Below are 20,866 nucleotides of genomic sequence, written 5' to 3'. Positions count from 1 at the left end.
CCTATTTTATTTTGATGATATAAGGCATGCGTGCCTGCACTTTGTCCATGTGTTTGGCATCGTTGATGATTTTGAATGGCTCATAGAACTCGCCTAAGTAAGCCTGCATCTTACCGTTGAGCAAGTCATCACCGCCTACATAACTGCCTAACAACTGCTCCCATGTGCTCAACGGAGATGGGTAGGAAGCGGTTTCATAGTCATTCATCTTAGCTAATTTGGCCGCTTTCGCAATGGCATCATCCAACCCGCCAAGTTGGTCGACAAGCTTCAGTTTGATAGCGTCTTGCCCTAACCAAACGCGACCTTGTGCTATATTTTCCACCTGCTCCATAGTCATCTTACGGCCTTCTGCCACGCGCTTTTTGAAGAGCATGTAGCCTCGGTTCACATTATTCTGAAGCAATGAAAGCTGCTCCGGAGTGAAAGGATGGCCCGAAGCTCCAAACACAGAATTGCGGTTAGTCTTGACTTCTGCATAGTTAATGCCTAATTTCTTCGTGTAGAGTTCACTTCTGTCGAGGAACAATCCAAAGATACCGATGCTGCCGGTAATGGTCGTTGGGTCTGCAACTATCCAGTTGGCATTGCTGCTGAGATAGTATCCGCCGGAGGCAGCTGCACCACTCATTGACACAACTACGGGCTTTACTTTCTTCAATTCGCTGATTTGATGCCAGATTTGTTCGGATGCATAGGCTGAACCACCCCCCGAGTTAACTCTGATAACCACGGCTTTCACGTCGTCATCTTTAGCCAAATCCTCCAGATCTTTGCACATGTCGTTGCCTACAATCTGGCGATCGTCCTGGAAAATACTTTGTGGAGACGCCTTGTCGACAATGTCTCCGTAGGCATAGTAGACGGCAATATGTTCTCCCGTTACAGGTGTATCGTCGGCGTTGATGTCGTCAACTGTGAGTTTATTGATATCATCTTCCTTGTCTATTCCTAATTGTTTTCTGACGATGTCTGCTATCTGGTCGTTGTAGATAAGTCCATCAACCAACTTATATTTCTGCATGTTTTCAGGAGCCTCCAGCGTGATAACGCGGTCAGCATAAGCGTTGAGACTGTCTTTGTTGAGGCTTCTGTTCTTGGCTACAGTCGCGAGAATGGTGTTCCACCAGCCGTCAAGATAGCGTTGAGTCTGCTCGCGGTCGGCATCACTGATGTTGTCGGCTGTCAGCTGTTCTACAGCACTCTTGTATTTCCCCACCTTTGTAGTGACGAACTTTATACCTACTTTTGCGAGCAAATTCTTATAATATACTTTCTCGCCTCCAATACCCGACCATTCAATCATACCTTCTTTATTCAGGTATATTTTGTTGGCAGTCGAGGCTAAATAATAGCCCAGTGTGCTGTAGTTCTCACCGTAGGCAATAATCCATTTGCCCGATTTTCGGAAGTCGAGCAATGCTTTCTCTATTTCTTCTGCTTGTGCAAGATCAGCCCCAAACTGTCCGGCTTCAAGATAGATACCTGCCACTTTGTCATCGTCTTTCGCTTTCTTAATGGCTTTCATCGTGCCTTCGAAGCTCAATGATGATATCCCTTGCAGGCTGTTCATCATGTTTTCTTCTTCCTGTTCGGTCATGCTGCCATCGAGTTTCAGCACCAATACCGAGTTGTCTTCAATCTTTGTGGTTGATGAAGAGGATGCAATGATGCCTATAAGACACATTAATCCCATGAAACTCATGACGATACCGAAGAGAAAAAGCCCCAACATGGTGGCGAATACATTCTTGAAAAAGTCTTTCATACGTCTACCTTAATCAGATGAATAGTTGTAAAATGAAGTTTATCTGCATCGCATCGGCTTGCTTCAAGAATGGTTTCAGCCTGCTCGTAGCGACACATTATTATATATGTAGATGCAAAGATAGGAAAATTAATTTATATTTATTGAATTACACTGACATTTTTTACGTGCTTTCGGCCTTTTCATGACTCCACAGAGGCAGGCACTTGCTCTTACTTGTCAAATGGAGAAAGACAGAAAGGTGCGTTATGATTATTTAACAAAATAATCAAATCATTTTACAAGACAGGCGGAGTCGTCTGCTATGGGCAATCTCCTTACTTGTTCATATCGTCTGGGAAGCGATGTGATTTGCGTCAAAACAACTTGTAATCTGTGGCATCTTATGTGGTGATTTGATGCAAGTTACAACGTGATATGAGGCAGGTTAAACTCCAATTCAAGCCATGTTGCAATGCCGTTTGGCGGTAAGCACGAAAAAGGGGGAACGCACCTTTCTGCGTTCCCCGATGCAAAGATAATGGAATTTTCGAGGCGAATGCAAATCTGAGTTGAAAGAAGTTTACAGTTGCGGAGACTTTTGTTGAGTCTTCATGCCATGTATGTCGGTAAAGTGGTTTAGCGCTCTTCGGCTATGAAAGGAATACCTTTTCCCAATAAATCATTGGCTTTTTATGCTGCAGTTTCATTTTATTCGGATAAAAACAATTACCTTTGTGAGGGATATTCTAATCGCATTGAACAATGAAAATCATCGTAAAACACCTGCTGACTTTAATGTTGTTGGGGTTCGTTATACCGCTGCATGCACAACATGATGTATGTAGGAAGGAGATAACTCTTCCCGAAAGCTCGTCTTCAACACTCGTGGCTTTCTTCCCTGAACAGCCTTCGGGACGTGCTGTTGTGGCTTTGTGGGACGATGCCGACACACAGAATGTGCAGGAAATCAAGGCTAAAGATTGGGCAAGTTTTTTTGTTCAGCGTGGCATTTCATTCTTTGTCGTGAAGTACAGTCTGCCTGACGCTGCACGTTCTCAACTTGTTGCTGATGCAGAAAAGGCCGTGAAAATGGTGCGTGACAGTGCTGCAGTCTGGCACATTAACCCCTATGATGTGGGTATAATGGGTTGGGGCATGGGTGGATATGCCGCTTCTGTCGTTTCCACACAATCGGCTTTTGCCGTACGCCCTGACTTTACTTTGCTGTTCAATCCTGTCATTTCTCCCAATGCCATGAATGCAGCAATTCAGCCATCCCATGGAGGAAATGCGGCAAAGGCGGTTGGAAAGGAAACAAATGGGCATTTCTCTGCCGACCGATATGTGAGGCCTCATCTCACTCCTGAAGCAGCTCTGTTCCTTACCAATGACGACAAAGCGGTCAATCCTTTGTTGAATGGTATGGCCTACTATGCAGCCATGCATCGTAACGGCAATGCCTGTGCACTCTTTGTCTATCCCAAAGGTGGGCATGATTTCGGGAGTTCATCGGCTTCTCCCTATCGTCTGCAATTGTTGGGTGATTTGAGTTCATGGCTCAATCTTCATCAGGCTTCGGCCACTTCGCAATCTGTTCGTGTGGCTTGTATAGGCAACAGCATCACTGATGGGTATGGCATTTACATGGCAGATGCTAATGGTTATCCGGCAGTGTTGCAGAAACTGCTTGGCAAGCGCTATGCTGTGAGAAATTTTGGTGTCAGTTCTCGCACGATGCTTCGCCGTGGAGATTGGCCTTATGTCAATGAGTTGGCATGGCGGGATGCGCAGGCTTTCAATCCCGATATTGTCGTGTTGAAGCTTGGAACCAATGATTCTAAGCCCGAAAATTGGCGCTTTGGTGCGGACTTCGAGGCTGATTTGTTGGCAATGGTAGATACTTTGCAAGCTCTCCCGGCTCATCCTGCGGTGTATTTGGCAACGCCAATCCCTGCATTCAAACCCACTTGGAACATCAACGACTCTGTGATTGTGAATGCCATTGTGCCTGTTATCCGCAGCGTTGCACGCAAACGGCATTGCAAGGTCATTGACTTGCACACAGCCTTTGCCCCATATGATGACTTGATGCAGGCCGATGGCATTCATCCCACGGCTGAAGGAGCAGTGAAAATGGCAGAGTTTATCTCTGCAAAACTAAAGTCCGATCAGGGTGATTGAGCTTTCATCAGCTCATTTTCTCTTGTTGTCAGATATGGCATATAGCACTGCCAAAATTGTCATATATATCATGTTGGCACATTTTTGGCATATAGGCAGGTGTCAAAAAGAAAGTGAAACATTAAATATATAATCATTATGAACATTAAACCATTAGCAGACAGAGTGCTGGTTTTACCTGCACAAGCAGAAGAAAAAGTAGGTGGTATCATTATTCCTGACACAGCAAAGGAGAAACCTCAACGTGGAAAAGTCATTGCCGTAGGCCAGGGTACGAAAGATGAGGCTATGGTTCTGAAAGAAAACGACGTTGTTCTCTATGGCAAGTATGCAGGAACAGAACTCGAATATGAGGGTGAGAAATATCTGATTATGCGCCAGAGTGATGTGCTGGCAGTAGTGGATTAAGTCCTCAAATCATGAAGTTCAAAAGTCAAAAAATAATTTTTTAAGAAATAATTCATTATGGCAAAAGAGATAAAATATGATGTAGATGCACGCGAACTCTTGAAGAGAGGCGTTGATCAGTTGGCAAATGCAGTGAAAGTTACACTTGGTCCTAAAGGCCGTAACGTTGTTATTGAAAAGAAATTCGGTGCTCCTCAGATTACCAAAGACGGTGTTACCGTAGCCAAGGAAGTGGAACTTGAGGATCATTTCGAGAACACTGGCGCACAACTTGTAAAGAGTGTAGCCAGCAAGACAGGCGATGATGCCGGTGATGGAACGACAACTGCAACGATACTTACGCAGGCAATCGCTACGGAAGGATTGAAGAATGTGACTGCAGGAGCTAATCCTATGGATTTGAAACGCGGTATTGACAAGGCTGTTAAGGCTGTTGTAGACTATATAAAGGAGCATGCAGAGCTGGTTGGTGACAACTATGACAAGATAGAACAGGTTGCAACGGTTTCTGCCAACAATGATCCTGAAATAGGAAAGCTGCTTGCTGATGCTATGCGTAAGGTTTCAAAGGACGGTGTTATCACTATCGAAGAAAGCAAAACCCGTGATACCAACATCGGTGTTGTTGAGGGTATGCAGTTTGACCGCGGTTATCTGAGTGGTTATTTCGTAACTGATGCCGACAAGATGGAGTGTGTGATGGATAATCCATATATCCTTATCTATGACAAGAAAATCAGTAATCTTAAAGACTTCTTGCCAATACTTCAGCCCGCAGCTGAAAGCGGTCGCCCATTGTTGGTGATAGCAGAAGACGTGGATTCTGAAGCACTTACGACATTGGTTGTAAACCGTTTGCGTGGTGGTTTGAAGATTTGTGCTGTCAAGGCTCCTGGCTTTGGCGACCGTCGTAAAGCCATGTTGGAAGACATTGCCGTGTTGACAGGTGGTGTTGTTATCAGTGAAGATAAGGGCTTGAAGCTTGAACAGGCTACGCTTGAAATGTGTGGTTCTGCCAAGAAAGTTACGGTTTCAAAGGATAACACAACGATTGTTGACGGTGCAGGTGCCAAGGAAAGCATCAAAGATCGCGTGGCTCAGATCAAGAACGAGATTGCTAATACGAAGAGTTCTTACGACAAAGAGAAGCTGCAGGAACGTCTGGCTAAGTTGGCCGGTGGCGTTGCAGTGCTCTATGTTGGTGCCAACTCTGAAGTTGAGATGAAAGAAAAGAAAGATCGTGTTGACGATGCTTTGTGTGCTACTCGTGCAGCCATGGAAGAAGGTGTTGTAGCAGGTGGCGGTACAACTTATGTCCGTGCACTCGAAGCCTTGAAAGATCTTAAGGGAGAAAATGCCGATGAGCAGACTGGTATCAAGATTGTAGAGCGTGCCATTGAAGAGCCACTTCGTCAGATTGTTGCCAATGCAGGCGGTGAAGGTTCTGTAGTTGTTAACAAGGTTCTTGAGGGTGAAGGTGACTTCGGATACAATGCTCGCACTGATGAGTATGAGGATCTGCGCAAAGCAGGTATCATTGATCCGGCTAAAGTTGCACGTGTTGCACTTGAGAATGCAGCCTCTATTGCAGGCTTGTTCCTGACAACAGAGTGCTTGATTACAGAAAAACCGGAGCCTCAGTCAGCAGCAATGCCGGCACCACAGCCTGGTATGGGTGGTATGATGTAAATGATATCTGATTGTTCTGAACATTCAACCGCATGGTTGTTTGTTAGAGAACAATCCCCAAAATATAACCGGTTAACTCTTCCATAGAGTAAACCGGTTTTTTATTCCGTTCGTAGGTAAAATGTCACTGAATATAGATTACAGGGTTAATAAAAATAAAAAAAACGATTTATATCTTTGAACCTATTCGGATTTTGCCTATCTTTGCATCAAACAGAGATATAAAAGTATTGGATGTTAAATCCGAGAAAGATATTTTTTGATTTGTTTTAGTAGATTAGTTTTTAAGTAGTTTGTTTTTGAAAATCGGTTGTCGTGATGACATCCGATTTTTTGTTTATTCGCTTTGAGGTTTATTTCTTTATTCCTATCTTTGCAATATGAAAGTGAAAATTGATTGGAAACGCGTGGCATTGTTGGCCTTTGTAGCCATCTTGTTGCTTTATATCACGAAGTCATTCTTTATGTCGTTAGGCATCATGATGATACTTCTGCTCATCGATGCATTGCTTGCACAATGGGAAGATAACCGTAAGAACAAGGACAGATTCAAATAATCATGGAAAAACTAACCGCACTTTACGTGCAGTATAAAGGGGAGAAGCCTGCCACTATAGAGAAGATGCCGGGTGCAGGAAGCAACAGACAATATTATCGTTTCATTGGAAATGATGGCGAAAGTGTTATTGGAGTGGTGGGAACGAGCCGCGATGAAAATCATGCCTTCATTTATCTTGACCGCCATTTCATGCTGCGTCAGCTGCCGGTTCCTCATGTTCTGGCCGTGAGTGAAGACGAGTTACGTTATCTGCAGACTGATTTGGGACATACATCTCTGTTTGATGCCATTCAGGGAGGACGTGAAGCAGGAGGACGTTACAATCAAAATGAACAGCAGCTGCTCATAAGAACAATCCGTGCTTTGCCTAATTTCCAGATACGGGGTGCCCGTGGTCTTGATTGGAATAACTGTTATCCGCAACCCGAGTTTAATGAGGAAAGTGTGCTGTTCGACCTCAATTATTTCAAATATTGCTTCTTGAAAGCCACCGGACTCGATTTCCATGAGCTGAAACTTGAAGCCAATTTCCACATGTTTGCCAAGGACTTGGCAGCTGAAGTGGGGGATAGTTTTCTCTATCGTGACTTCCAAGCCCGCAACATTATGCTTGATAATGAGGGCAACCCCTACTTCATTGATTTCCAAGGTGGCCGTAAAGGACCTTTCTACTATGACCTTGCATCGTTCCTTTGGCAGGCTTCTGCCAAGTATTCCTTTAAGCTTCGCCGCAAGTTGGTCTATGAATACTACGATGCTTTGAAGCAATATACCGAGGTTCCAAGTGTGCGTCATTTTGTGAGTCGACTTAGTCTTTTCGTGCTGTTTCGCTTGCTTCAGGTGCTTGGAGCATATGGGTTTCGCGGTTATTTTGAGCGTAAGAGGCATTTCCTCGACTCAATTCCGCCCGCAATAGATAATCTGCGGGAACTCTTAAAGATGAATTCTGAACTCTTTCCTTACCCCTATATGATGAATATGTTGCGCCGCTTGACTGAGCTTCCTCAGTTTGCACAGATTGAGAAATCGGCCGTGTCGCGTTCTGATGGCTATAAAACCAGCGACAGTAAAGTTTATGAAGCGCATCCTCAAGACGGCCCTGCTACGTTCTCAAAATATGATGGTAGCGGCCCTTTGGTAGTCAGAGTGAATAGCTTTTCCTATCGTAAGGGCATTCCTGAAGACCCATCGGGCAATGGTGGTGGCTATGTTTTCGACTGTCGCAGTACACATAATCCTGGGCGATATGAACCTTATAAGAAGTTAACGGGCTTGGATGAACCCGTTATTCGCTTTCTTGAAGACGACGGAGAGATACTTACTTTCCTTGAAAGTGTCTATAAACTGGCCGATCATCACGTTGCCCGTTACATGCAACGTGGCTTTACCAATCTGATGTTTTCTTTTGGTTGTACGGGCGGTCAGCATCGTTCGGTTTACAGTGCACAGCATCTTGCAGAGCATATTCATGACAAGTTTGGCATTGAAGTGCGCATCCGGCATCGTGAACAGGGCATAGAACAGGTGCTTGAAGCACGGAAATGAGACGTTAACAGCATAGATTAATTTTGCCAAATCATAGAAAATAATTAAATTTGTAGGCATTAAAATTCTGAATGATGCAAGCAATGATTTTCGCCGCAGGCATGGGAACACGCCTGAAACCGCTTACTGACAGCATGCCAAAAGCTTTGGTAAGAGTGGGAGGAGAGCCTCTGTTGAAGCGCGTTATCCTTAGACTGAAGGATGCAGGTTTTAAGAGAATAGTCATCAATGTGCATCACTTTGCCAATCAGATAACTGATTATTTGAAAGAAAACAATAACTTTCAGCTCGATATTTGCATCAGTGATGAAACTGCCGGACTGCTTGAGACGGGTGGAGGCATTAAGTTTGCCCGTTCTCTTTTTAAGCTTAATGAGCCTATCTTAATTCATAATGTCGACATATTGAGTAATGTTGACCTTCGGAAATTCTACAATTCAGACCGCAAGTTGATGTGCGCTTCATGTGGCATCCCTCAGGAAGAGGCAGGTGCAGTGTTGCTCGTCAGTTGGCGAAAGACCAAGCGTTATCTGCTTTTTAATCATGAAATGCGACTTGTGGGATGGGTAAATATCGAAACAGGTGAGGTGAAAAGCCCTTATCAAGAGGTGCAGGAGGCATCGGTAGATGACCTGCAAAAGCAATTCCATATGTATGCTTTTTCGGGCATTCACTCGTTTTCTCCGCAGCTTTTTCCTTTGATGGATGCTTATCCTGACCGTTTTCCAATCATGGATTTCTATTTACAGAACTGCGACAAGGTGCCCATTAAAGGCTATGTGAAGAGTGATCTTGAATTAATGGATGTAGGTAAACTCGACACGCTTGAACAGGCGGAAGCCTTCGCCGAGCGTCTGAAACAATGACAAAAAGTAATACTAATTATATCAATTTACTATGCAACAGAAGATAATTATTCTTGACTTCGGTTCACAGACCACACAGCTTATCGGCCGTCGTGTGCGTGAATTGGACACCTTCTGCGAAATTCTGCCTTATAACAAGTTTCCTAAAGACGCCCCAAATATCATTGGTGTCATCTTGAGTGGCAGCCCTTATTCGGTTCATGACAAGGAAGCTTTCAAGGTAGATCTTGGCCAGTTCATTGGTAAATACCCTGTTCTGGGTATCTGCTATGGTGCTCAGTTTATTTCTTATGCTAACGGGGGAAAGGTCGAACAGACGGGAACGCGCGAATATGGTCGTGCAAATCTTGAGACCATTGATACCGATTGTGCTGTCTTCAAAGGTTTTGAAAAAGGCTCACAGGTATGGATGAGCCATGGCGATACTATCACTGCAATCCCTGAAGGCTTTAAGGTTACAGGCTCAACCTCCGATGTAAAGTATGCCGCTTTTGCCAATGAAGCAGAGCGTGTGTGGTGTGTTCAGTTCCATCCGGAGGTGTATCATTCCCTGCAAGGCATGCAGTTGTTGCGCAATTTCGTGGTGGACATCTGTGGAAGCAAGCAGGAATGGAGCCCGGCTTCATTCGTGGAAAGCACCGTTGCAGACCTGAAAAAGCAGTTGGGTAACGACCGCGTAATCCTCGGTTTGTCGGGAGGTGTCGACTCTTCTGTGTGTGCAACCCTGCTCAATAAAGCCATAGGAAATAATCTTACCTGTATTTTCGTCGACCATGGCATGCTTCGCAAGAACGAATTTACTAAGGTCATGGAGGCTTATCAGGGTTTAGGACTCAACGTTGTAGGCGTTGATGCCAGTGAAAAGTTCTTCAAAGACCTTGACGGAGTGACTGATCCTGAACAGAAACGCAAGATTATCGGCCGTGATTTTGTAGAGGTGTTCAATGCTGAAGCCAAGAAGATTACCGATGCAAAATGGTTGGCTCAAGGCACAATCTACCCTGACCGTATTGAGAGTTTGAGTATTACGGGCATGGTGATCAAGAGTCATCACAATGTAGGTGGACTGCCCAAAGAGATGAAGTTAAAGCTTTGTGAACCGCTGCAGTGGCTTTTCAAGGACGAAGTTCGTCGTGTGGGTTATGAATTAGGTATGCCTGAACGTCTCATCAAACGTCATCCGTTCCCCGGCCCGGGCTTGGCAGTTCGCATTCTTGGCGACATCACTCGCGAGAAAGTTCGTATTCTTCAAGATGCTGATGACATCTATATTGAGAAGATGCACAACTACAAGATGCTTGACGGAAGCCTGCTCTATGACCATGTATGGCAGGCAGGAACAGTGTTGCTTTCAACCATTCGCTCGGTTGGAGTGATGGGAGATGAGCGTACATATGAGCATCCAGTTGCCCTCCGTGCAGTGACTTCGATGGATGCAATGACGGCAGACTGGGCACATCTTCCTTATGATTTCATGGCCGAAGTGTCTAATGAAATCATTCGAAAAGTAAAGGGTGTCAACCGCGTCTGCTATGATATATCCTCAAAACCACCTTCGACAATCGAGTGGGAATAAAGGAAAACTAAAAAGATAAAAAGGTTAAGAAGCAAGAAGAGGGTGTGTGATGCAATGTGTGTACCTGCATGTTACTTCTCTCTTCCTGCTTTCTTTTTCTTTCTTTTTTATGCTTTTTCCTTTTAACATCTTTACCTTTAAAATCTTTTACAATTGCCTTTGCATAGCTCGCGTATTTGAAAAACAAAATCTCTTGGCTGTAAATACGCCCGTTTTGAGCGCTTTAAGCAAGATGCTGGCTATCAGTTGGTTACGTGAAATGATAAAGATTGCGCTGCAAGAAATAATGAAAAATCAAGTCATCTCATATAGAATTACACTGCATTTTGACTTATATTAAGCAACAAGATGATGCAGATTGCACGATGAAATGACAGTAGTGAGGGGCTGATTTGACTTATTTCAGCAAATTGTCTGGCTGAAATAGCTCTTCTTTTTGCAAGATAATGTCTGTTTTTCTCTTTTTAATGCGTTTTTCATTTCTATTTGGTCTGCTCTGAAAGGGGTAAAAAACAGTATTATAAATTTACAATATGTCCCTCTCTTCATTTGCATAATTCGAGATAAATTCTTATTTTTGCTACATGAAATGCACGTGTGTCATGGATGAAGATGTTGCATGTGGAAGTTTCAAATGGCTTTAGTAACGTTGGAATGACAGTAATAAAAAAGAGTAAGGCAGGTAGGAATAAGACGCTGACGATATCGGGCAGTGAACGCATGTTGCTGCAATCAAAGGTGAACAGCATTGAAGATCTGAAGTCGGGACTTTTTGATGATGTGATAGTTCATGGCGACTTGCTGGATTGTCTGGGGCTTATTCCGGATGAATATTTCAATCTTATCGTGATTGATCCGCCATATAATCTGGATAAAGATTTCAATGGTAACCGTTTCTCTGCTATGAAGTCGGCAGGTTATGAGGACTATCTGCGTAGTTGGTTTGGGCAGGTTTGCGATAAACTGCGACCTGATGGGTCACTTTATATGTGTGGCGATTGGAAGTGCAGTGCTTCGATGCAGCGTGTCATTGAAGAGCGGTTGACGGTTATAAATCGTATTACATGGCAGCGGGAAAAGGGGAGAGGAGCACGGATGAATTGGAAAAACGGCATGGAAGACATTTGGTTTGCCGTGAAAAATCCCAAAGATTATTATTTCAATATTGATGCTGTGAAGGTTAAGCGCAGGGTAAGAGCGCCTTATCGGATAGAGGGACAGCCTAAAGATTGGGAGCAGTCGGAGGATGGAAAGTATCGGTTTACCTGTCCGTCGAATTTCTGGGATGATATCAGCGTGCCGTTTTGGTCGATGCCGGAGAATACAGAACATCCCACTCAAAAGCCAGAAAAACTCTATGCCAAGCTGTTGCTTGCTTCGTCAAAAAGCGGAGACAGGGTTTTTGATCCATTTCTGGGCAGTGGCACATTGGCTGTCGTGGCAAGAAAACTTAACCGAAAATTCTGTGGTGTTGAAATCAATGAGGAATATTGTTTGTGGGCGGCTAAGCGTCTTCTGCAGGCAGATATGGATAAAACTATTCAGGGGTATGCCGATGGTGTGTTTTGGGAACGCAATTCTTTTGCCGAGCAAAAGCGGGCGAACAAGGCTGAAGAGTAGAAAGATTACGGTTCTGATGCCATCTGTTCTGTAATAGAAGGGTGTGCAATGAAATAAAAGTCTGAAGCTTCTGACGGCTCCAGACTTTCTTATGTTTAGTGAAATCAATATATGGTTACTTGTTTTTCAGCAGGTCGCGGATTTCAGTAAGCAGTTTCTCTTCTGCTGTCGGCTCTGGTTCCGGGGCCGGAGCTGCAGGCTCTTCGGCTTTCTTCTTTGCAAGTTTGTTAATGCCTTTCACAAGCAAGAACACGCAGAAAGCAATGATGAGGAAGTCTAAAACGGTCTGCAGGAAGTTGCCATAGTTGATGGAAACGCTTTGCATTTCTTCAATACCGGGTAGCTTTACAGCCGGAAGTTCTATTTTCAGATCACTGAATTTCACACCGCCGATGAGCCAACCTATCGGTGGCATGATGATATCATCAACGATAGAGGAAACGATTTTGCCGAAAGCGCCGCCGATGATAACACCGACAGCCATATCGACTGCATTGCCTTTGACGGCAAACTCTTTGAATTCTTGGATAAATTTACCCATATTTATAATATTAATAATGTATGCCTGACTTCGTAAGACGTATGGTATGCTTTTGTCATATCGGGTTTACAATAATTGCTGTAATCTCCAATCACGTTGCCATATGCTAAAAGTAGTCCATATTTTTAATATATTTAATATAACTTGCGCCTGCAAAAATAAAAAAAATATTGTATCTTTGCAATCGTAACAGACGAAATGTTACGAAATAAAAGATAAAAAATATTGTTTTATAAACCTTTATAAAAAAATTAAATTAAAATGGTAAATGTAGCTATTAACGGCTTTGGCCGTATTGGTCGTCTCGCATTCCGTCAGATGTTTGAGGCAGAAGGTTATGAGGTTGTTGCTATCAACGACTTGACAAGTCCTAAGATGCTTGCTCATCTGTTGAAGTATGATACCGCTCAGGGTGGCTTCGCCGGCAAGTTCGGTGAGGGCAAGCACACTGTAGAGGCAACAGAAGATTCTATCATTGTTGATGGTAAGGAAATCAAAATCTCTGCTGAGAAAGACGCTGCTAACTGCCCATGGGCTGCTAATAAAGTAGACGTTGTTCTCGAGTGCACAGGTTTCTATACATCTAAGGAAAAGGCTTCTGCTCACTTGAAAGCAGGCGCAAAGAAAGTTGTTATCTCTGCTCCGGCCGGTAACGATCTGCCTACAATCGTATTCAATACAAACCACAAGACTCTGACTGCAGCTGATACTGTTATCTCTGCAGCATCATGCACCACCAACTGCTTGGCTCCTATGGCAGCAGCTTTGAATGCATATGCTCCTATCCAGAGTGGTATCATGTCAACTATTCACGCTTACACAGGTGATCAGATGATTCTTGATGGTCCTCAGCGCAAGGGTGATCTTCGTCGTTCTCGTGCAGGCGCATGCAATATTGTTCCTAACTCAACAGGTGCAGCTAAAGCTATCGGTCTTGTAATTCCTGAGTTGAACGGTAAGTTGATCGGTTCTGCACAGCGTGTTCCAACTCCAACCGGTTCTACAACAATCCTCGTTGCTGTTGTTAAGGGCAAGGATGTTACGGTTGAAGGTATCAATGCAGCAATGAAGTCTGCAGCTACAGAGAGCTTCGGTTACAATGAGGATCAGATTGTTTCTTCTGATATCATCGGTATGCGTTTCGGCTCTTTGTTCGATGCTACACAGACAATGGTAAGCAAGATTGACGATGATACCTATCAGGTACAGGTTGTTTCTTGGTATGACAACGAGAACTCTTATACTTCTCAGATGGTTCGTACAATCAAGTACTTCGCTGAATTGAAGTAATACTCGCTTGAAATTCATCTGCTGTTCTTTCTATAGAGGAGGGTAACAGACGGATAAAATATAATCCCTGTCAGTTTGCTGGCAGGGATTTTTTTTATTAACTTTGTCCTCATGAACAATGAATGTCATGACAATACATGTGAACGGGTTCGGCCATTGATTACAATTCTCGGCCCGACGGCTTCCGGGAAAACTGACCTTGCAGCTCATTTGGCCTATCAACTTGATGCAGAAATCATCAGTGCCGACAGCCGGCAGGTGTATCGCGGCATGACTATTGGCACAGGAAAAGACTTAGATGATTATGTGGTTCATGGGCGGGAGATACCTTATCATCTGATAGATATCTGTGAACCAGGCACGAAGTATAATCTTTTTCGCTATCAGGAGGATTTCTTTAGCGCATATACTGATATTGTAGCGCGTGGCAAACAGCCGATTCTCTGTGGTGGAACCGGACTCTATATAGAGTCGGTTCTCAAGGGATATCATCTTTCACCGGTGCCTCAAAATCAAGCTTTACGTGACAAACTTGCAGGCAAATCACTTGGTGAACTGACAGAAATATTGGCAGAATTGAAGTCACAGAGTGGGAGCAAGATGCACAATAAGACAGATGTTGACTCTTGCCAACGTGCCGTCCGTGCTATTGAAATAGAAAGTTACACCCTTGAACATCCCATGGAAAATCGTGTGTTCCCTTCAATTGATTCTGTGATTATAGGGGTGGATATTAATCGCGATGCAAGGCGTGACAAGATTAGTGAACGGCTGAAAAAGCGCCTTGAAAAAGGTATGGTGGCTGAAGTCAAAGGATTGCTTGATAGGGGTATTCCCGCAGAAAATCTCATCTACTATGGCTTGGAATATAAATTTGTCACAGAATATCTCATGGGGAAGACAAGTTATGAAGACATGTTTCGTGGTCTTGAGATAGCTATTCATCAGTTTGCCAAGCGCCAGATGACTTGGTTTAGAGGTATGGAACGCCGTGGTTCTGTAATCCATTGGGTTGATGCTTTGTTGCCCATGGAGGAGAAAATCAAGGAAGTGTTGGCGTTGATAGGTTGAAATCTTTTGAAGAGCATAGTCAAAATGCTGTTTCCTATGGCTCGTTTAACTTCTCTTAGATGGTTATTCCACGGACTTATTCTTATCCCATTTTATTGATTTTCTTGAGTTCTTCGGTGTTAAGGAGTTTGATTTTACGTCCGTCAATGGCGATGAGTTTCTCGTTGGCAAAGGCAGAAAGGGTGCGGATTGCATTGCTTGTCGTCATATTTGAAAGGCTTGCCAAATCTTCTCGGCTAAGATATATGCTCAGCGTGTAACCATCTTCTTCTAATCCGTAGTTATCTTTCAGTAGTATTAATGCTTCTGCCAATCGTGCTCGGATATGCTTCTGTGTAAGGTTGACGATGCGATCGGCGATATGTCCCAATTCTTTTGATAAGTTTTTGAGAAAGAAAAGATTGATGTTGAAATTGTCTTTCATCAGTCTGACAATGACCTCCATATCTACATAAGCAATGGTGGAATCCTCCAAAGCCATAGCCGAGGTCATATAAGGCTCTTCTGCAAAGTATGCTCTGAAACCGAAAAATTGCATCGGTTTGACTACACGTATAATCTGATTGCGCCCCCCAATGCCCATTTTGAACACTTTCACTTTGCCATAGATAAGCAGTTTCATGCGGTTGGGTTCGTCAATATCTCTATAGATTATCTGGCCTTTTGCAAACTTTCTGATATGCATGTTGTCCAGAAATGTCTTCTGTTGGTTTACAGGAAGTGGTCCCCATAGATATATAAGAGCCTTGACAACCTCGTTCTTGGTGTTATCTTGATTTAGCATCATCGTCCTTCTGTAAAGTACAATCTTGATTATTAGCGCTACAAATTTAATAAAATTCTTTTGAATTCATTGTCTTTTCTTGACAAAAATATGCTATTTGCGGAATCAGAAACATTTTCCTTTAAAAAAGACTATTATTTTATTGGTGTTCTTGATGAATTTAATTAACTTTGAAGACAAGTAAAGACATTGAGTCTTACCACTTACCAAAACACATAGAATAATTATAAACCTTAGTACATAACTATGAGCTATCTAAAATTTGAAAAGGCATTAATGACGAATTTAGAAGAGTCGTTGCAACGCGAGTTGCTTCGAACGAATCGTTCCGGTGCCTACTCTTGTTCTACAATTGTAGATTGTAACACCCGGAAGTATCATGGTTTGTTGGTGGTTCCCGTACCGGAGCTTGACGATGAAAACCATGTTTTACTGTCTTCTTTGGATGTTACAGTTGTTCAGCATGGTGCAGAATTCAACCTTGGTTTACACAAATACCAAGGTAATAACTACAGTCCCAACGGTCATAAGTATATCCGTGAGTTTGATTGTATCAAGGTTCCGACAACCATCTACCGTGTTGGAGGCGTTGTTCTGAAGCGGGAAGTAGTGTTTCAGCACTATGAAGACCGCATTCTTATCCGCTATACGCTCGTTGATGCGCATTCTGCTACGACATTACGGCTGCGTCCTTTCTTGGCTTTTCGTAGCGTGAGAGAGTTTACTCATGAGAATTCTATTGCCAATCGTGACTATCAATCGGTAGACAATGGAATTAAAACATGCATGTATCCGAGTTATCCCGAGCTTTATATGCAGTTGAGCAAGCGTAATGAATTTATCTTCCAGCCAGATTGGTATCGTGGAATTGAATATCCGAAAGAGCAGGAACGCGGCTATGCTTCAAACGAAGACCTCTATGTTCCCGGCTATTTTGAAATGAATATCAAGAAAGGGGAGAGTATCGTTTTCGCTGCATCAACGTCAGAAATCAAGTCTTCAACATTGAAAAAACTGTTTGAAAAAGAAGCTGAAGAACGCACCCCGCGCGACAACTTCTTTCATTGCTTGGTCAATGCAGCCCATCAATTCCATATTCATGAGAAGAATGACGACCGTTATATCCTTGCCGGTTATCCGTGGTTCAAATGCCGTGCGCGCGACATGTTCATAGCCTTGCCTGGCTTGACGTTGTCTATTGAGGAGCGGGAATACTTTGAACTCGTCCTCAAAACGGCTGAACGGGGGCTCATGGAATTCATGGAAGGTAAGCCACTGACTGTGAAAATTGCAGAGATAGAACAACCCGATGTATTGCTTTGGGTTATTTGGTGTCTGCAGCAATATGCCAAGGATGTTGGTCTTGAGGCGTGCTTGAAGCGTTATAGAAAGCTGACAAAGACCATTCTTCAGTTCATAGAAACTGGTCAGCACCCTAATTTGGAAGTGAAAGAGAATGGACTTCTCTATACCGACGGACGGGGAAAGGCTGTCACTTGGATGAATTCCTGTGCTAACGGAAAGCCTATTATTGCCCGTACGGGATATATTGTAGAGTTTAATGCGCTGTGGTATAACGCTTTGAAGTTCTGTTCTTCGATGGCTTTATCAGCCGGTAATAAGACTTATGCAGCTCATCTCGAACAGCTTGCAGCGAAATGTGAAGAGTCGTTTAGCAAGGTGTTCTTCAACGAATACGGCTATCTGTTTGATTATGTCAATGGCGGACCACAAGACTGGAGCGTGCGTCCTAACATGATTTTTGCCGTGGCTCTTGACTATTCTCCACTGACTCAAGCGCAGAAGAAGAGCGTACTTGATGTCTGTACACGTGAGCTTCTGACGCCGAAAGGCTTGCGTTCGCTTTCTCCAAAAAGCGGAGGTTACAATCCAATGTATACCGGTCCACAGGCTCAGCGCGACTATGCTTACCACCAAGGAACGGCTTGGCCATGGCTCGGAGGCTTTTACATGGAGGCCTGTCTGAAGCTTTATAAGCGAACACGGCAAAGCTTTGTTGAACGCCAGATGGTAGGTTATGAAGATCAGATGTTCCAGCATTGTATTGGAACAATCCCCGAACTCTTTGATGGAAATCCACCGTTCAACGGACGCGGAGCAATCTCTTTCGCCATGAATGTAGCGGAAATACTACGTACACTCGAACTTTTGGAACGTTATAACTTTAATTCAGAGGAGGGAAAGAAATGAAAGTTTTGATGTTTGGATGGGAGTATCCTCCTCATGTTTATGGTGGTTTGGCTACAGCCAACTATGGAATTACAGAGGGATTGCATGCACAGGGTGATATGGATATTACGCTTTGCCTGCCTAAACCCTTTGGAGATGAAGACCGTACGGCTGCAAATATCCTTGCCATGAACTGTGTGCCAATAGCTTGGCGTGATGTGAATTATGACTATGTGAAAGGCAGAGTGGGAAATATTATGTCTCCCGAACTCTATTATCAACTGCGTGATCACATCTATGGGGATTTCAATTACATGCATGTGAACGACCTCGGTTGCATGGAGTTTGCCGGTGGTTATCCTTCAAATCTGCATGAGGAGATTAACAACTATTCTGTAATTGCAGGCGTTATAGCCCGAACTCTCGATTTCGATATTATCCATGCACATGATTGGTTGACTTATCCTGCGGGCATACATGCCAAGCAAGTGAGTGGAAAACCATTGTGCATTCATGTGCATGCCACTGATTTCGACCGCAGTCGAGGCAAGGTAAATCCTACGGTCTACGGTATAGAGAAGAACGGAATGGATTATGCTGACTGCATTATGTGCGTCAGTGAACTCACTCGTCAGACAGTTATCAATCAGTATCATCAAGATCCTCGCAAGGTCTTTACGGTGCATAATGCCGTCTATCCGTTACAGAAAGAATGGCAAGATATCCCTCGCCCAGACCATAAGGGCAAAGAGAAAGTCGTAACCTTCCTTGGTCGTCTGACGATGCAGAAAGGCCCGGAGTATTTTGTCGAGGCTGCCAACATGGTATTACACCGCACGCGTAATGTTCGTTTCTGCATGGCAGGATCGGGTGATATGATGGATCAGATGATATATCTTGCGGCTGAACGTGGCATTGCCGACCGTTTCCATTTCCCCGGTTTCATGCGTGGAAAGGAGGTATATGAATGCCTGAAGGACTCCGATGTCTATGTGATGCCTTCGGTGAGTGAGCCTTTCGGCATTTCGCCACTTGAGGCCATGCAGTGCGGCACGCCTTCGATAATCTCTAAACAGAGTGGTTGTGCCGAGATATTGACCAATTGCATAAAGGTGGATTATTGGGATATTCATGCACTTGCCGACGCTATCTACAGCATCTGCCGTAATGAAAGTCTCTTCGATTATCTCTCTGTTGAGGGTAAAAAAGAGGTTGACCAGATCACGTGGGATAAGGTGGGAGTATGGATCCGCGAGCTTTACGAGCGTACACTTGGCTGGAAATAATCCTTGATAATAAACATTTGACTAAATAATCATCAAAGAAAAAGAATATGAAAACAATTTGCCTATATTTCGAAATACATCATATTATTCATCTGAGACGCTATCGTTTCTTCGATATCGGAACTGATCATTACTATTATGATGACTATGAGAACGAGAACAGTATCACGGATATTGCCGAACGTTCTTACATGCCGGCACTCAACACTCTGCTTGAAATGATCAAGGATAACGGCGATTATTTCAAGGTTGCCTTTTCACTTAGTGGTGTCGGTATGGAGCAATTGGAGGTACATGCACCCCAAGTGCTTGAGAAATTGCAGGAACTTAATGAAACAGGATGTGTGGAGTTCTTGGCTGAACCCTATTCACACGGCCTTTCATCACTTGTCAATGAGGAGTGTTTTGCAGCCGAAGTGAAGCGCCAGTGTGCCAAGATAAAGGAATATTTCGGGCAATCTCCGAAGGTACTCCGCAACTCTTCACTCATCTATAGCGATGACATCGGCCTTCAAGTGGCTCAGATGGGCTTCAAAGGAATGCTCACAGAAGGGGCAAAGCATGTCTTAGGATGGAAGTCTCCGCATTATGTTTATAGCTGTGCATTGGCTCCTAACCTAAAATTATTACTGCGCGACATCCGTTTGAGCGATGATATTTCATTGCGTTTCAACAACAGCAGTTGGTCTGGTTATCCGCTCTTTGCAGACAACTATATTGACGAAATCGCTTCATTCCCCGAGCAAGAGAAGGTCATTAATATCTTTATGGAGCTCTCTGCATTGGGAATTGCACAGCCACTATCAAGTAATATCCTTGAATTTATCAAGGCTTTACCAGCCTGTGCAAAGAAAAAGGACATCACTTTCTCTACTCCGACCGAGATATGCGATAAGTTTAAGCCCGTTGACCGCTTGAATGTGCCCGACACTTTGAGTTGGGTAGATGAGGAACGCGACGTCAGTACGTGGCTTGGAAACCCTATGCAGCGTGAGGCTTTCAATAAGCTTTACAGCGTTGCCGACCGTGTTCGTATAGCCAACGATGCACGGATTAATCAGGATTGGGACTATCTTCAGGCCAGCAACAACTTCAGGTTCATGACTACGAAGCCTTCACACGTGGGCGTTGACCGTGGCATTTACAGCAGTCCTTTCGATGCTTTCACCAACTATATGAATATTCTGGGCGACTTCATCACCCGTGTAAACAACCTTTATCCTACGGAAATCGACAATGATGAGCTTGAAAGTCTGCTGACAACCATCAAGAATCAAGGCGATGAATTAGCCATGAAGGATAAGGAAATCGTTCGTCTGTTAGCTAAAATCGAAAAGATTGAGAATGCCAATAAGAAGGAGAGCAAGGCTAAGGCAACAGCGAAGAAACCTGCTGTCAAGAAGACTTCTGTTGCGAAAAAGCCTGTTCAGAAGAGTGGAAAAAAGGCAGAAGAGGCGAAAGAAGATAAGAAGTAAATCGCTTCCTCTATTATCATGATACGAAAAAGGGA

The 20,866-nt window shown here is 43.8% G+C and carries 16 protein-coding genes; 13 read left to right on the top strand and 3 right to left on the bottom strand.

Annotated features, from left to right (window positions below; all coding sequences use genetic code 11):
* Position 1: 1 nt before the first annotated feature.
* A complete protein-coding gene (gene sppA / locus HMPREF2983_RS11450; protein ID WP_070668524.1) occupies positions 2-1,768 on the bottom strand; it encodes a signal peptide peptidase SppA in 1,767 nt (588 codons plus the stop codon).
* Between the two features lie 744 nt (positions 1,769-2,512).
* Here sppA and HMPREF2983_RS11445 point away from each other — a divergent pair.
* From HMPREF2983_RS11445 to HMPREF2983_RS11410, 8 genes are all read left to right on the top strand, one after another.
* Entirely contained in the window at positions 2,513-3,931 is a 1,419-nt protein-coding gene (locus HMPREF2983_RS11445; RefSeq protein WP_070668521.1) for a GDSL-type esterase/lipase family protein, read from the top strand.
* Between the two features lie 138 nt (positions 3,932-4,069).
* Positions 4,070-4,339, top strand: a complete 270-nt coding sequence (locus HMPREF2983_RS11440; protein WP_004376753.1) for a co-chaperone GroES — start codon at positions 4,070-4,072, stop codon at positions 4,337-4,339.
* Between the two features lie 57 nt (positions 4,340-4,396).
* On the top strand, positions 4,397-6,028 hold the full coding sequence (gene groL / locus HMPREF2983_RS11435) for a chaperonin GroEL (protein ID WP_070668519.1): 1,632 nt from the start codon (positions 4,397-4,399) through the stop codon (positions 6,026-6,028).
* Between the two features lie 380 nt (positions 6,029-6,408).
* Positions 6,409-6,585, top strand: a complete 177-nt coding sequence (locus HMPREF2983_RS14085) for a hypothetical protein (RefSeq protein WP_004372466.1) — start codon at positions 6,409-6,411, stop codon at positions 6,583-6,585.
* Positions 6,586-6,587: 2 nt separating this feature from the next.
* A complete protein-coding gene (locus tag HMPREF2983_RS11430; RefSeq protein WP_070668517.1) occupies positions 6,588-8,132 on the top strand; it encodes a RapZ C-terminal domain-containing protein in 1,545 nt (514 codons plus the stop codon).
* Positions 8,133-8,203: 71 nt separating this feature from the next.
* Positions 8,204-8,998, top strand: coding sequence for a sugar phosphate nucleotidyltransferase (locus HMPREF2983_RS11425; RefSeq protein WP_070668514.1), 795 nt, complete (start codon positions 8,204-8,206; stop codon positions 8,996-8,998).
* Positions 8,999-9,029: 31 nt separating this feature from the next.
* A complete protein-coding gene (gene guaA, locus HMPREF2983_RS11420; RefSeq protein WP_070668511.1) occupies positions 9,030-10,574 on the top strand; it encodes a glutamine-hydrolyzing GMP synthase in 1,545 nt (514 codons plus the stop codon).
* Positions 10,575-11,180: 606 nt separating this feature from the next.
* Entirely contained in the window at positions 11,181-12,194 is a 1,014-nt protein-coding gene (locus tag HMPREF2983_RS11410) for a DNA-methyltransferase (RefSeq protein ID WP_083316818.1), read from the top strand.
* A gap of 115 nt (positions 12,195-12,309) precedes the next feature.
* On the opposite strand, the gene mscL is transcribed toward HMPREF2983_RS11410, so the two are convergent.
* A complete protein-coding gene (gene mscL / locus HMPREF2983_RS11405; protein ID WP_004376747.1) occupies positions 12,310-12,735 on the bottom strand; it encodes a large-conductance mechanosensitive channel protein MscL in 426 nt (141 codons plus the stop codon).
* A 261-nt stretch (positions 12,736-12,996) separates the two neighbouring features.
* On the opposite strand from mscL, the gene gap reads away from it, so the two are divergent.
* Together gap and miaA are read left to right on the top strand one after the other, a co-directional pair.
* Entirely contained in the window at positions 12,997-14,025 is a 1,029-nt protein-coding gene (gene gap / locus HMPREF2983_RS11400) for a type I glyceraldehyde-3-phosphate dehydrogenase (RefSeq protein WP_004372473.1), read from the top strand.
* Between the two features lie 111 nt (positions 14,026-14,136).
* Positions 14,137-15,096 carry a tRNA (adenosine(37)-N6)-dimethylallyltransferase MiaA gene (gene miaA, locus HMPREF2983_RS11395; protein WP_070668505.1) on the top strand — a complete coding sequence of 320 codons (960 nt, stop codon included), beginning with the start codon at positions 14,137-14,139 and terminating at the stop codon, positions 15,094-15,096.
* A gap of 82 nt (positions 15,097-15,178) precedes the next feature.
* Here the strand turns inward: miaA and HMPREF2983_RS11390 are convergent, their stop codons facing one another.
* Entirely contained in the window at positions 15,179-15,883 is a 705-nt protein-coding gene (locus tag HMPREF2983_RS11390) for a Crp/Fnr family transcriptional regulator (protein ID WP_070668502.1), read from the bottom strand.
* A 273-nt stretch (positions 15,884-16,156) separates the two neighbouring features.
* Here HMPREF2983_RS11390 and HMPREF2983_RS11385 point away from each other — a divergent pair, with 273 nt between their 5' ends.
* The 3 genes from HMPREF2983_RS11385 to HMPREF2983_RS11375 are packed head-to-tail and all read left to right on the top strand — an operon-like array spanning position 16,157 to position 20,831.
* Positions 16,157-18,091, top strand: coding sequence for a glycogen debranching enzyme N-terminal domain-containing protein (locus HMPREF2983_RS11385; protein WP_070668499.1), 1,935 nt, complete (start codon positions 16,157-16,159; stop codon positions 18,089-18,091).
* Entirely contained in the window at positions 18,088-19,356 is a 1,269-nt protein-coding gene (locus tag HMPREF2983_RS11380; RefSeq protein WP_070668496.1) for a glycosyltransferase family 4 protein, read from the top strand. Before HMPREF2983_RS11385 ends, HMPREF2983_RS11380 begins: the two co-directional genes overlap by 4 nt.
* 47 nt (positions 19,357-19,403) lie before the next feature.
* On the top strand, positions 19,404-20,831 hold the full coding sequence (locus HMPREF2983_RS11375) for a glycoside hydrolase family 57 protein (RefSeq protein ID WP_070668493.1): 1,428 nt from the start codon (positions 19,404-19,406) through the stop codon (positions 20,829-20,831).
* The last annotated feature ends 35 nt before the right edge of the window (positions 20,832-20,866 follow it).

The sequence above is a fragment of the Prevotella sp. HMSC077E09 genome, from assembly GCF_001814685.1.
GTDB lineage: Bacteria > Bacteroidota > Bacteroidia > Bacteroidales > Bacteroidaceae > Prevotella > Prevotella oris.
Note: the sequence above shows the minus strand (reverse complement) of the source record. Positions and strands in the feature narration are given on the sequence as shown.

Coding starts and splice junctions, on each gene's coding strand:
- HMPREF2983_RS14085 (WP_004372466.1), top strand. CDS start 6,409: ATGAAAGTGAAAATTGATTGGAAACGCGTGGCATTGTTGGCCTTTGTA.
- miaA (WP_070668505.1), top strand. CDS start 14,137: ATGAACAATGAATGTCATGACAATACATGTGAACGGGTTCGGCCATTG.
- guaA (WP_070668511.1), top strand. CDS start 9,030: ATGCAACAGAAGATAATTATTCTTGACTTCGGTTCACAGACCACACAG.
- sppA (WP_070668524.1), bottom strand. CDS start 1,768: ATGAAAGACTTTTTCAAGAATGTATTCGCCACCATGTTGGGGCTTTTT.
- HMPREF2983_RS11385 (WP_070668499.1), top strand. CDS start 16,157: ATGACGAATTTAGAAGAGTCGTTGCAACGCGAGTTGCTTCGAACGAAT.
- HMPREF2983_RS11375 (WP_070668493.1), top strand. CDS start 19,404: ATGAAAACAATTTGCCTATATTTCGAAATACATCATATTATTCATCTG.
- groL (WP_070668519.1), top strand. CDS start 4,397: ATGGCAAAAGAGATAAAATATGATGTAGATGCACGCGAACTCTTGAAG.
- HMPREF2983_RS11445 (WP_070668521.1), top strand. CDS start 2,513: ATGAAAATCATCGTAAAACACCTGCTGACTTTAATGTTGTTGGGGTTC.
- HMPREF2983_RS11410 (WP_083316818.1), top strand. CDS start 11,181: ATGAAGATGTTGCATGTGGAAGTTTCAAATGGCTTTAGTAACGTTGGA.
- HMPREF2983_RS11430 (WP_070668517.1), top strand. CDS start 6,588: ATGGAAAAACTAACCGCACTTTACGTGCAGTATAAAGGGGAGAAGCCT.
- gap (WP_004372473.1), top strand. CDS start 12,997: ATGGTAAATGTAGCTATTAACGGCTTTGGCCGTATTGGTCGTCTCGCA.
- HMPREF2983_RS11380 (WP_070668496.1), top strand. CDS start 18,088: ATGAAAGTTTTGATGTTTGGATGGGAGTATCCTCCTCATGTTTATGGT.
- HMPREF2983_RS11440 (WP_004376753.1), top strand. CDS start 4,070: ATGAACATTAAACCATTAGCAGACAGAGTGCTGGTTTTACCTGCACAA.
- HMPREF2983_RS11425 (WP_070668514.1), top strand. CDS start 8,204: ATGATGCAAGCAATGATTTTCGCCGCAGGCATGGGAACACGCCTGAAA.
- HMPREF2983_RS11390 (WP_070668502.1), bottom strand. CDS start 15,883: ATGATGCTAAATCAAGATAACACCAAGAACGAGGTTGTCAAGGCTCTT.
- mscL (WP_004376747.1), bottom strand. CDS start 12,735: ATGGGTAAATTTATCCAAGAATTCAAAGAGTTTGCCGTCAAAGGCAAT.